General features: G+C 42.6%; 10 protein-coding genes and 1 pseudogene. 4 read left to right on the plus strand and 7 right to left on the minus strand.

Features of this window, described 5'->3' with window-relative positions; translation table 11 throughout:
* Window positions 1-143: 143 nt before the first annotated feature.
* The 3 genes and pseudogenes from EVJ33_RS14970 to EVJ33_RS14980 form a co-directional block, all read left to right on the plus strand.
* Window positions 144-506 (plus strand): annotated as a pseudogene (locus tag EVJ33_RS14970) (glucose PTS transporter subunit EIIB); the annotation flags it as partial.
* 24 nt (window positions 507-530) lie between these two features.
* The gene (locus tag EVJ33_RS14975) at window positions 531-1,337 is read left to right on the plus strand and encodes a MurR/RpiR family transcriptional regulator (RefSeq protein WP_131438329.1); all 807 of its coding nucleotides are present in this window, start codon (window positions 531-533) and stop codon (window positions 1,335-1,337) included.
* Between the two features lie 2 nt (window positions 1,338-1,339).
* Entirely contained in the window at window positions 1,340-2,032 is a 693-nt protein-coding gene (locus tag EVJ33_RS14980) for an N-acetylmannosamine-6-phosphate 2-epimerase (RefSeq protein ID WP_131438331.1), read from the plus strand.
* Window positions 2,033-2,123: 91 nt separating this feature from the next.
* On the opposite strand, the gene EVJ33_RS14985 is transcribed toward EVJ33_RS14980, so the two are convergent.
* The 7 genes from EVJ33_RS14985 to EVJ33_RS15015 all read right to left on the minus strand — a co-directional run bounded on the left by EVJ33_RS14985 (window position 2,124) and on the right by EVJ33_RS15015 (window position 10,916).
* The gene (locus tag EVJ33_RS14985; RefSeq protein ID WP_131438333.1) at window positions 2,124-2,870 is read right to left on the minus strand and encodes an HNH endonuclease signature motif containing protein; all 747 of its coding nucleotides are present in this window, start codon (window positions 2,868-2,870) and stop codon (window positions 2,124-2,126) included.
* 246 nt (window positions 2,871-3,116) lie between these two features.
* Window positions 3,117-4,523, minus strand: a complete 1,407-nt coding sequence (locus EVJ33_RS14990; protein ID WP_131438335.1) for a hypothetical protein — start codon at window positions 4,521-4,523, stop codon at window positions 3,117-3,119.
* Window positions 4,524-4,538: 15 nt separating this feature from the next.
* Entirely contained in the window at window positions 4,539-5,525 is a 987-nt protein-coding gene (locus EVJ33_RS14995) for a hypothetical protein (protein ID WP_131438337.1), read from the minus strand.
* 12 nt (window positions 5,526-5,537) lie between these two features.
* Window positions 5,538-7,292 carry an Hsp70 family protein gene (locus EVJ33_RS15000; protein WP_131438338.1) on the minus strand — a complete coding sequence of 585 codons (1,755 nt, stop codon included), beginning with the start codon at window positions 7,290-7,292 and terminating at the stop codon, window positions 5,538-5,540.
* Window positions 7,293-7,304: 12 nt separating this feature from the next.
* Window positions 7,305-8,486 (minus strand): nucleotide exchange factor GrpE, encoded by a 1,182-nt coding sequence (gene grpE, locus EVJ33_RS15005; protein ID WP_131438340.1) that lies wholly within the window; start codon window positions 8,484-8,486, stop codon window positions 7,305-7,307.
* Complete coding sequence (locus tag EVJ33_RS15010; protein ID WP_131438342.1) at window positions 8,483-9,769, minus strand: AAA family ATPase; 1,287 nt, start codon at window positions 9,767-9,769, stop codon at window positions 8,483-8,485. Before EVJ33_RS15010 ends, grpE begins: the two co-directional genes overlap by 4 nt.
* Window positions 9,770-9,773: 4 nt before the next feature.
* Window positions 9,774-10,916 (minus strand): J domain-containing protein, encoded by a 1,143-nt coding sequence (locus tag EVJ33_RS15015; RefSeq protein ID WP_131438344.1) that lies wholly within the window; start codon window positions 10,914-10,916, stop codon window positions 9,774-9,776.
* Between the two features lie 197 nt (window positions 10,917-11,113).
* Between EVJ33_RS15015 and EVJ33_RS15020 the strand changes: the two genes are divergently transcribed.
* Window positions 11,114-12,064 carry a J domain-containing protein gene (locus EVJ33_RS15020; protein WP_161566941.1) on the plus strand — a complete coding sequence of 317 codons (951 nt, stop codon included), beginning with the start codon at window positions 11,114-11,116 and terminating at the stop codon, window positions 12,062-12,064.
* Window positions 12,065-12,278 lie beyond the last annotated feature (214 nt).

Raw genomic sequence — 12,278 nt, forward strand, 5'->3', positions numbered from 1 at the left:
TTCCTCCAAATCCATTCCCTCCAGATAAAATAGCCTCAACTACTCTATCGGAGTTCTGTTCTGATTCTTCGGCAATAGTGTAAAATCGTATCGAGCAAAAACTGTCAATTTTATTCTAGCGTTCACAGATGCTCGTACCGGTCATCGGTGCCTTCTGGTTCTTGCTCTATTACGTGACGTTCCGCTTCCTCATCACGAAGTTCAACTTCATGACGCCGGGACGTTCAGACGAGACGGCTGTGAAAGCGGCCGACGTCGACGCATCAGACCGCACGACGGCCATCATCGCCGCACTCGGTGGCGATGCCAACATCGACACGGTCGACTGCTGTGCGACACGCCTCCGCGTCACCGTTAACGACCACCAGCACGTCCGCGAGGATTTGTTGAAGGCGACGGGCGCCCACGGGGTTGTGCAAAAAGGAAATGGGATTCAAGTAATTTACGGTCCTTCTGTTACAATTATTAAGAATGAAGTCCAAGAGGCGTTAGGCCGGGGCGAATAACGAATTGTGTTGGAGGGAACAGCCGTGTGGGAACAAATGAAAGACGTCTATCCAGAGATGACGGACAGTGAGAAAAAGATTGCCGATTACCTCATGACGAATATGAACGACGCCATCGAGTTGACGATCACCGAGTTGGCGCAAGCCATCCAGACGTCACCTGGGACCGTGACCCGGTTCTGCAAAACGATTGGGGTCGGGAGCTATTCGGCGCTAAAGCTCATGATGCAAAAGACATTGACGGAAACGAACTTGCCCCAGACGGCGACGTCGCTCGAACCGATGCAGCGGTCGTATATCGAATTGATTCAGACGACCGCCCACTTGATCGACCAAGAGGAACTACTCGCCATCTGCGACCATATCCGACGTTGCCGCTCGGTTCATCTATATGGACTCGGTAACGCCGGGCTCGTCGCCCAAGAGATGGAGTATCGCTTGCGGCGGATGGGACTGCTCGCGACGACGGCGTTCGATAGTCACAGCATGGTCATGGACGCCTCGATCGCGACGAAAGACGATTTGATTATCGCTTTCTCGAACAGCGGCGAGAGCCGAGAGGTCGTCCAAGCCGTCCAGCTCGCCAAAGAATCAGGCTGTACGACCATCGCCTTCGTCGGCTATCAGCACTCCCCGCTCGCCGAGCTCGTCGACCATCGACTGTTGACGGCCGGCGCGTCGGGCGAGGCGTTCTTGATCAATACACAACTCCCGCTCCTCTTCACGGCAGACGCGGTGACGAAGACGTTGATGGAAACGAATGAAGACTTAAAAGCGCATTATCTAAAAACACTGAAAGCGCTCGATCGACTTAAAGAAAGAAGTGATTAATGATGACCGATTTACCAAGCGGATTGATCGTCTCGTGTCAGGCACTCGAGGATGAACCGCTCCATAGCGATTTCATCATGGGACGGATGGCCATCGCGGCCGTCCAAGGCGGCGCCAAAGGCATCCGTGCTAACTCGGCGAAAGACATCCGTGAAATCAAACAGCAAGTAAACGTCCCGATCATCGGGATCGTCAAACGCGACTATGCGGACAGCGACGTGTTCATCACGGCGACGATGAAGGAAATTGAGGAGTTAGTTGAAGTCGGCGTCGACGTCATCGCCCTCGATGCGACGCAGCGCCCGCGTCCCGGCAAGATGACGCTCCAAGAACTCGTCCACGCCATCCGTTCGATTTATCCGAATCAACTGTTGATGGCCGACTGTGCGACGCTTGAGGATTGTATCGAGGCAGATCGACTCGGCTTCGACTACATCTCGACGACGCTGCACGGCTATACGGCCGAGACGAACGGCTCACTCCTCTTCCACGACGATTTCAAGTTCTTGAAGGACGTGCTCGACCACGTCACGCAACCGGTCGTCGCTGAAGGCAATATTCTAACGCCCGAGATGGCGAAACGCTGTATGGACCTCGGCACCCACGCCGTCGTCGTCGGCGGGGCCATCACGCGGCCGCAACAGATTACGGCACGGTTTGAAGAGGCGATGTCTTCTTCTGTAACACCGAAATAAATACAGCTTATTATTTCTTAGTGATGAGAAAAGCAGCTTCCGTATTTCAATTATCCGGAGCTGCTTTTCATGTGTTTGCTATTTCTTCACCTTATACTTTTTTATTAAACACGTTATCATAATGCCAGTCTAAATAGTGAGTTTGTCCTTCAGAGAATTGATGTTCTTTAAAAGAATTTAAATTGTAAAAAATCACTTCTTCCTCTTTAGTGAACTCCGCTAAATCAACTTTTTCATCGGAATCAAAACTAATGTATCCTTTCTGAAACAATGTTTTATGATGAGAACACATCAATAAATAGTTGTGCTCATCGACAATTTCATACTCTTCACAAAATTCGAACGGGATTATGCTTGTTACAAACAATAAGTCTGGAGAAGATATATCACAACAAACGCATTTCCCATTTGATTTTATTAGTCTTTCTCGCATTGAAGATTTGTCAATTCTATGTTCCATAATCTTATGTAATTCTGCTAAGTCCATTGAATTATCTCTTAGGTTATCCAACATACTTTCTTGATCCTCGGTTAATGAATTAAGTTTATCCCATTCAGCTTTTTGAAATTCATGATACTTTTCTAAAGTCATTGTTTCGAAACCAAGTTTTTCGTAATCACTGATTAATAATCTTTCAGTTTTTATTTCTCTAGTATCTAGTAGTCGGCCGTACGTAACTGCATAAGCCATCGATAATAGATAAACTGGTGGATAGGCATTTCCATCCAAAAAGATTACGTGCTTTTTTGCAACATCATTTTTAGGTATTCCTAAATCATCTATTTTTTTCATGGCTTTTATCAAAGCTTCTTTTTTCAGGTTATACTGTTCTAACATTGAAGTGTTACTCCTTACTCTCTTTTAGTAGTTTAATTTTATTAATTCTAAATTGAAGTGCTTACACAACCAAAAATTATTTTACTCATTTATAATCGATTCTATTATTCGTATATCATGTGTAACATGATATACATGCTCAATATATTTTGGACACTTATTTACTTTCGTTTCATTTTACATACAGTCTAAATAAGGTAGCTTCAGGCAAACTGCTGAAGCTACCCATACCTCTTTAACTTTAAATCAGTAATAGCTATAAGACCGTACGTCACCTTTTGAAAAAGCTTTTAGTAACTTGGTGTTCACGATGTACCAAGATTGATCATTATAGTCATATTCGAGAGAATATCGAAACACACTAGGCTCTGAATCATCAAGCTCTGCGAATTCGTAAGTGTCTTCATCGTAATAATCACCTTGATAAGAGGCTCGCGCTTCAATCGTTGCCTTAAGCGGGTTCGTTTCCTCAATTACAATTGAATCGTAACTATAGTCGAGCCCCAAATAGTCGCCTTCCCAATACCAATTGTTCTTGTCTAAAACTTTATAGTAAGATTTTTGACGATCGAAGTATTCAGAGAAACGAATTTTTGAAAAATAGCTGACGTCTTTGTTCCGATATGCATTCAGCCAATCGCTCGCATTCGTATCAATTGTATCGACAATGTCCTCTTTCACTTCATCACGTACAGGGTCAATTCTCCCTTTTGATGTATCAGACAGCAATTTCCGCTCATCCACTACCCAGTCCCCGCCTTGATTAACAAATGTTAATTGCCACTCAATTCGAGCGCCTTCAGGCTCGTTTCTTAAATACGGTGAGTAAGATAGCGAGGAATAGTCAGTTTTCACTTTTGCGACGACTCGATCTTGACCTACTTCAACTAAATCCCCTTTATGAATTGGAGAAGCTTCGATTTCTCCTTCAAAAATGACATTTGTATCTACCATCTTCGTTAAAGTCGGCTGAAACTCATTTCTAAATTTCGCTGTCGTCATTTCCATATTACTCGTTGAGCGGTTCACTAACGCATATTGGACTTCATAAAAGAAAGAAGGACTCCACTCATTGACGAGTTCGACCGCTTCTTCTTTTTGCCGTTCCTCCATCTCGCGTTTTTCTCGCTCTTCTCGTTCTTTGTCCGCCGCTGCCTCTTTAGCTGCTGCTTCACTCTCTTCCGCTTCCTCATCTACAGCTTCAAGCGGTTCCTCCGTCTCTGAAGACTCATTTGTCGATGCGTCCGTTTCTGATTCGTAGGCGTATTCATCATATCCGGCATCCGAGTTCATCCAATCACTTATCCACATGCCTAGTAGGAGCGTCGCGATAAAACCTACGAGGATCGGCCACTTTCTTTTTTTCTTAAAAGGAATCACTTCCGCCGCCTTTTCATCGATTTCTTGATGAGCAATCGGTTCAGGGGCGGAATGTATGTCTTCTGTTTGATGATTTTCATTTACAGGTGAAGCACCGACTTTGCTACCAATGGCGTCTCGCTCTGCCATAATCTCCTTATAGGCTTCGTCGACAAGGCGGCGTTCTTCCGGATGCGTATCTTTCGGATAACGATTACACAGTTCTCGATAGGACGCTTCCAGTTCATCCTGACTAGAGAGAGGCGTCACATTTAATAATTCATAGGGGTTCATAGTCTCCGCCTTTCTTTACAACGCATTGATAAACCAGTGATTGGCAAAACGAGATTGGATTTCTGCAGCAAGTTGAGCGGAAAATCCATTTTGTTTTCCAGAAGCGACGTAGTAAGAGAAATATGCATCACCTAAGTAATCCGAAGTTGGATACTGCGATTCGAATTGATTCAGTATATCTCTTGATTGGGCACTCGTCTTATATTCAGCCATCAATTTATAGAAGTCGATGGTTTCCTGATTGTATAGACCGATCGGCTCCATATTATCCAACAACTTGACGGCCTCTTCATATCTTCCCTCCGAGTAAGCCGTAAATCCGGACAATCCACCGTCATCCAGTGACGCTTCTTCTTCAGCAACTAACGCAGCGAGCTCTTGCTCGTACTTCGTCTCTAATGACTGAATCGCATCTTCTTTATCTTTCAATTCTTGTTTCAATTTTTCAATTTCTAAAGTGCTAGCCGCACCTTCTGCCTGCGCTTTCTCAACTTGAGAAGCCATCGACAACACATCACCCTGCCCCTCTTGATAAATCCAGTAACCGGCTCCAATCGACAAAAGTAGAGCAGCAGCGACAGGCAAGATAGCCGCTGACTCCTTCCGCTTTTCGACTGGAGCTGTTAAAAGACTTTCCACTTGAGTCCGAAACGGATGTTTTATCGGTAATTGTTGTAACAGATGCTCAACCATTTTCTCGTCATCTTCTAATACAGAGACAGCAAGACGTTGCATTTGAAGCGATTCAGGATAGATTAATTCAGGCAATTTTTTCGAAATCAGATGTGCCTTTGACAAGTCATTGGATAGATGATGTTGGAATTCATCAATCATTGCCATCGCCGATTCGTAATCCGGAAGTGTTCGTTGAAGTACATGGCCTAAATCACTGTCTTCCAAGCCATTTCGCTGGAGTAGCCCATACGCTTGAAACGGTTGGCCTGAGATTGTTAGTCTCGAAGCTTCCTGCAAATAAAATAATGAATACGTCGCACTCGACATGGTAGATTCTCCTTACATCAAGTCAATCAAGACATCTGTCAACTGCATCTCGAGTTGCTCTGCTCGATCAGCGTCATTACTGAACATCGCATCTTTTAACTGTCTCAACAACGTATCAATTTTCTCACGGTCATTTCCGACAGCAGTCTTCAACATTTGCTCAGCCCGGATGATAATTGGCTTCATTCTAGTGTATAACTCGGTTTTCGTGACATCTGTCTCGAGCGTGGCTGCTGCTTCCTGCGTTTCGAAATACGTCATACCACTCTTCGGTTCGACCGTCATCTCTTTCTTGATTCCAAAACCTAGAATCTCCGCGGTCACTTCCAAAATACCGTTCATGTTGTATTTAAAGCCGATCTCGATTTTCACTTCTCCGGCGCGGCGCGGCGGTAATCCTTCGATAATGAGGGGACGATTGCTTAATTGAACGATTCCAGGAGAATGAATCGTTTCCGTGCCTGTATATTTCTCTGATTGATAAATTTCAATCTCAACCATCTCTTGATTATCATGCATCGTGAAATATACTTTGTTTTTCACTGTCGGAATGGTCGTATTTCGTGGGATGATCTCATCGTAATAAGTCGTTGAATCGTGATGCCCCCGTAAAACTCCAGTTCCTAACGAGTAAGGACAAACATCGATGACCATCAATCCGCCGTTCGTATTACGTTTTAACGTCTCATCTTGCGCTTTTAATCCCATTTGTACAGAGGCACCGAGCGCTACAACTTCATCCGGGTTAATATCGACACGAAGTGGACGGCCGTAATATTTTTGAACCGTTTCGCGTACAAGTGGAATTCGAGTCGATCCTCCGACCATGATAACGTCTGTGATGTCTGTTAATTCAAGTTTTGAATCTTTAAGCGCTTCGTTCACCTCATTGATAGTGGATTCGACTGATTTTTTAATCAATGACTCAAATTCTGCACGTGATACGTCTACATTTAAAGAAAGCGGCACATTATTATGAAGTCCAATGAACGGCAATACGGCTGAACCGATCTCTTGTTGTGATAACTGAATTTTCAAGTTTTCAGATGCTTCTTTAATACGAAGGAAAATAGCTTCATAGTCCGGTAGACTTGATAATTCGATTCCTTGATCTTGTTCATATTTTTGAATGATGTATTTTGCGAGCATCTCATCGAAGTCTTTCCCACCGAGGTTATTGTTCCCTGCACTCGCTTTGACTTCGACCATCCCGTCAAACACTTCGACAATCGAAACGTCAAACGTTCCGCCACCTAGGTCATAAACGAGCATCGTTGAGTTTTTATCTAAATTTTCAAATGCGAATGCGATGGCTGCTGCTGTCGGTTCATTGACGAGTCGCTCTACTTTCAATTTTGCAATCTCAGCAGCTTTTTGTGTCGCACGGCGCTGTGTATCGTTAAAATATGCTGGGACAGTAATGATTGCTTCATCTACTTTTTGGCCAGTCCGTTCTTCGGCACTTCGAACTAGATACTCGAGTACACGAGCACCCGCCTCTTCAGGTCGTAACATCTTTCCATTCACGTCAATTTTTGTATCTGTCCCCATCAATCGTTTAGATTCGTTAACGACGCTTTTTGGCATAGATACGGCCATGTTTTTAGCTTGTTTTCCGACCGTTGTATTACCTTTGTCATCGATATAAATCACGGATGGTGTTGTCCGTTGTCCTTCTTTGTTCTCAATGATAACCGGCTTGCCGTCCTTGATATACGAAATGGCCGAGTTCGTTGTCCCTAAATCGATTCCTACTTTAATTCCCATGATGTCTGCTCCTTAGTTAAGTACTGTAATGACTTGCGCTTCTCGAATGACACGGTTTTTCTTTAAATCTTTAAACCCTTTTCGAATTTCGTCGTAGACGACATATTGATCTAATCCATTTGCTTCTGCAGACGGAACTACAGCGACACCTTGCATGAAGGTGGGATCGATTTGCTTTCCAATCGCATGAAGTGCCTCTAAATCAATTTCTCTTAACATGAATTCCATACGTTTTAATTCTTTTGAAGTCGCTGCAAATAACTCTCCGTCTCCATTTGTTCTGAACATCCGAACGAGATGGAACATGCTATCGTATAATTCAATAACTGTACTAATAAATCTTTCGCGGTCGTCAGAGACAGTAACTTCCTCTTCAACCCCAGATGCTTCTAGTACTACTTGTTTGATTTCTTCTGCTGTTTTAAATGTCATTCGTTTTGCTTGTTTTGTCTCATTAATAAGTTGCTCGAGCTTTTCGACAACGTCTTGATCGACGGAAGAGGAACGATGAATAACAGGAGGTGATTGCAGGCTCATCTCCAAATAGTTTTGGCACACTTCTCGCAGTTTTTGCGCAGGAGATAATGATTTCATGTCATTAACTTGTCCTTTCTGACTTAGATAATATGAATATAGTGAAGGTGGGATTAAATTTAAGAGATAACGCATGATTTCATTCTCGAGCTGTGGTTCGAGCTCAATAAGATTTATCGAGACAGAGACAATGTCATTGAAAAATGTGATTTCTGCTCTTTCCACAACTGCTATCGATAGCGCATTTAGTCGACTAGAAGTACTGAAAGGTATTTCTTCAAAAAGATTGTTCTCCAACTTAGGATTAATTGATAATGCTTTCTTCGCTTGCAAATAAAGATTTTCTGATTTTGACGTCACTGTACACACATCTAAAGTAATGCTTTCCAGATGCTTTAGGGTAATATGCGTCGCCTTTTGACTCAGTTGACTGACTGATGAGAAATCAATGATGTAATTTCCTTTGCGATGACTATTGATTCGACCATACATTGAGTTGTAGTAACAATCAGATGAATCATTTGGAATCGACCACATATCTGTTAACTCTTTTACTAGATTGAGGAAAGGTTTTTTTATAAGTTTACGGGACTTTTTTTCTGTAGGGATTTTAGTAGGCTTATCAGTCGTAAAGATGTTGATATTTTTAATGATATTCATCGCTTCCAGTCCCTAATCACCTGACTGACCATATCCTCTGTTATCAGTTGCAAATCAGTTGAGGCATGCGTCACAGAATGAACCGCTTTACGCATAATCAAAGCTTCCACAAAATTTCGAACGAGACGTCCGTTGCCTTGATGGCCTCTCTCTAAAAATAAAAGCATCTTATTCTTAGCTCGGTCCTCGAGCACGTATTGGGACTGTCCCAATTGAAGCTCAGCAATTTGCATCAGCTCGTCCACATCGTAATCTGGAAAATCAAAATAACGGGTAAAGCGCGATTCAAGACCAGGGTTAATCTTAATCAATTCCTTCATTTCGTGTCGGTACCCTGCCAAAATAATGACGAATTGGTCGCGTTTGTCTTCCATCCCTTTTACAAGTGTATCGATTGCTTCCTTTCCAAAATCAGTGTCTCCACCTCTAGCCAACGAATAGGCTTCATCGATAAAGAGGACACCACCTTGTGCCAGGTTAATTTGCTTTTGAGTCTTCACGGCTGTCTGGCCCACATATTCTGCGACCAAATCTTGCCGCGATACTTCAACCATATGCCCACTACTCAGCAGCCCCATCGCTTTCAACAAACGGCCAACTAGACGAGCGATGGTCGTTTTCCCTGTCCCAGGGTTTCCTGAATAGACGGTATGCAAGGTGAGCGGTTGCGTCTTGAAACCTGCTTGTTTTCTCAGCTTGCTAAATTCAATCCAATCCAACAAGTCATAAATCTCTTGTTTGATTGAACCTAATCCAATCATTTGCTCCAGTTCTTTCAAAATTGATTCTTTTGTATCTTTTTTCTGTTGATCGAAATGCTCAATTTTTTCAATCGCGCGGATTGTGAGATGTAGCCACTCTAATGTTTTCTGAACGTCTACATTCAATTTGGACGCCAATTCTGAGACTTTATAGACGCGCTGTAACGTGTCATACAAATCCTTTAAATCTGAAGCACTGCTTAGTTCGACGTCATCGCCGACACGGATACCTTTTTCAGCCAACGCAGCTTGGACATATTTCATCGCCACATCACCGTCTAAACTGAGATAAAAACTATTCAAATACGTAAGTGGAGTGCGTACAATTTCAAGATCCCCTGCTTTTTCAACAAGCCGACTATAGTCGCGATCCATTCGTTCATCTAATGTATGTATGCTCTTCTTAACTTTGATTCGCAACAAGCGGATCATCGCATCCTCAATATCATTGTCTTCGTACTGGGAAAGGTTTTGATTAATAGATTTTGACATCCATTCATAAGCTGAAATTTGGTTGCCCATCTCCTCACCTCCAGTCCGTGTGTTCGAAACAAATATCGTACTTTTTCTTTAAAAACTGATACGTTTTTGGATAAAGTAATTTGAATTTCATCACGTAAGCTCTATTGATTTCGTCCTCATTCAACCACCCTTCTAAGAATACAAAATCGTTCACATGATTCTCGTCTTCTTCAGCAGTTCCTTTGATTTCTTTGATGTACGTGTAAGCTGGATAGAAAAATTCTAACGGAATATTTTGAGCTTGATAGGCTACGTCCATCTCCTCTCGAACGCCCCCTAGTTCGCGAACCGCATCTAAGTAATCGGGATCAATGCCATCTAAACGAATCCAATCTGCGCATTCATCTAATAAAATTTGCATCGCGTCGTGCCGCTCATATTCTTCTGCACGGATACACATCCCAGTCAAATAGTCACGTGCTTGAGCGTCTTCTTCTTTGCTAAAACGATTTTTGAGCCAGAGAAGTGGCAACTCATAATCTTCACGTCGTCCAAAGAAAATCGTACATTCCATCCACTCTTTCCACACCATCATTCGTCGTTCTTTGTGAGCTAACATCCATTTTTCAAAACGGACTTTAGACTCGTTGTACTGTTTCGCTTGCATTAAGAGACGGCCATATGCAAGAAGCGTATCTAGAACTTCTTCGTTTTGCTCGAATACGATTAATTTGAATTGACGGATTGCTTCATCATATTTCGAAACAGACCTTAAATTGTATGCATAGTATTCTCGCAATTGAGCGGAGAGACTATTGGAACGCTCTAGACGTTTAGCTAAATCGATTGCCTCCTCAAATCGGTTTAAGAAATAGCAGGATTGTAGGACCACTACCGCCACGCGTTCGGATTGATCGGCAAATGGTACTAGCGTCTCGACGTCTCTCCAGATCACCTCATTTGGAGCTGTGTCAATTTTTGATTCAAGTAACTCTAACAAGTTGAGTCGTCGATCACCTAACGCCAAACCTTCGTCGTACGATTTACGATTTGTGGGATCGATTAGTATCTCGTAAACAGCTCGGATTTGCATGAACATTTCGGGATCTGTCTCGTTTTGATGGCTCTGCATTTTCTTACGATAGGCCCTTTTGATTTCGTCTTGCGTAGCGGACTGACTCACATCTAGCATTTCATAATGATTCATCTGTTAATCCTCAAATCTGCTATATTTTTGTGATTATGGACCTATATAAAAAAATAGTGCTTTTATAATGTTCTCTACTTCATTTATAGTATAAATAAAAGGAAAAGTAACTATTTTTTACCTTATATTTTACAAATAATAAAATTTTTATACCTATTTACCCAATTTTAAATTTTCTAGTAGACAGGATGAAGTTTATGAACTATTACGAGCTGTTAGGCGTGAAAGAAACAGCCTCAAAAGAAGAAATTAAACGAGCTTACGTAATCAAAGCTCAGACAAATGATAATCAACCTTCACAAGTAATGAAGCAGGCTTTACTCACTTTGACTGATCCATTGTCTCGTATTCAATACGATCGTACCTTGACATCAACACAATCGACTTCGAGCGTCATCTCACTAGAAAAATTAAGAGCAATGAATTACTATGACCGTCTAAAAATCAATGTGTACGCGAATCAAGAAACCGTTAAAAAATCATATTATGAGCAAATTAAAGTTTTCTCAAACGAACTTTATCCTGACCATTTCATTCTTGTTCGAGAGGCGTATGAAGTATTATCTAATCCGACTGAACGAAAAAAATATTCAGCACAATTGGATCGAGAACAATCCACTCAATCTGCAACCCAAAATCAGAGCAATCGTTCATCTCATCAAATCCCATCAATCCCTTTGGCAAAATTGAAATCGATGAACTATTTTGACCGATTGAATGTAAATCCTTATGCAGCACAAGAAAAAATAAAAGAAAGTTACTATGCACAAGTTAAGCGATTCAATAACGAGACATTCCCTGAGCACTTTCTTTTAATTAAAGAAGCCTACGAATATTTATCTGATCCGACACAGCGCAGAGAGTATCTCATCCAGTTAAATTTGTCTTCATCTAATCAAAATCCGACACATCAAGAAATTGAAACAATTCCCGACCACTACTCTTCCCCTGTTTATACAGAGGAAAGTTCTGGCCATCCTACACTAGGATGGATCATCGCTATCTTAGGCTCATTTATGTTCACACCAGTCATCGCTATTCCTTTAGGCATAGCTGTTGGAATGGGTTTTGCACGTGCTTTTAAGGCTGTCGGCACATTGATTGTTATCGGAATTATACTTTTATTCTTGATTGCTTTATTTAGTTAGTAATAAAACGCAGGTCGACATGATGTCGACCTCAGATTGTTGACTAACAGAATGTTTTCGCTCATCCTCTTGGCGCCTCCGCTTTCCTAGGGGCGAGCAGGGAGCCGCATCGCGACGTTGTCGCTGCTGGGTCTCCCTCCGCTCGCTGATCCCTCAGGAGTCTCCGGCGCCGTCGGATGAGCGCCGTGAGAGGCCGCCCCTGGGTGGCCTCTCG

The sequence above is a fragment of the Exiguobacterium sp. SL-10 genome (assembly GCF_004337025.1).
GTDB lineage: Bacteria > Bacillota > Bacilli > Exiguobacteriales > Exiguobacteriaceae > Exiguobacterium.

Coding starts and splice junctions, on each gene's coding strand:
- EVJ33_RS14980 (WP_131438331.1), top strand. CDS start 1,340: ATGACCGATTTACCAAGCGGATTGATCGTCTCGTGTCAGGCACTCGAG.
- EVJ33_RS14985 (WP_131438333.1), bottom strand. CDS start 2,870: ATGTTAGAACAGTATAACCTGAAAAAAGAAGCTTTGATAAAAGCCATG.
- EVJ33_RS14990 (WP_131438335.1), bottom strand. CDS start 4,523: ATGAACCCCTATGAATTATTAAATGTGACGCCTCTCTCTAGTCAGGAT.
- EVJ33_RS14995 (WP_131438337.1), bottom strand. CDS start 5,525: ATGTCGAGTGCGACGTATTCATTATTTTATTTGCAGGAAGCTTCGAGA.
- EVJ33_RS15000 (WP_131438338.1), bottom strand. CDS start 7,292: ATGGGAATTAAAGTAGGAATCGATTTAGGGACAACGAACTCGGCCATT.
- grpE (WP_131438340.1), bottom strand. CDS start 8,486: ATGAATATCATTAAAAATATCAACATCTTTACGACTGATAAGCCTACT.
- EVJ33_RS15010 (WP_131438342.1), bottom strand. CDS start 9,769: ATGGGCAACCAAATTTCAGCTTATGAATGGATGTCAAAATCTATTAAT.
- EVJ33_RS15015 (WP_131438344.1), bottom strand. CDS start 10,916: ATGAATCATTATGAAATGCTAGATGTGAGTCAGTCCGCTACGCAAGAC.
- EVJ33_RS15020 (WP_161566941.1), top strand. CDS start 11,114: ATGAACTATTACGAGCTGTTAGGCGTGAAAGAAACAGCCTCAAAAGAA.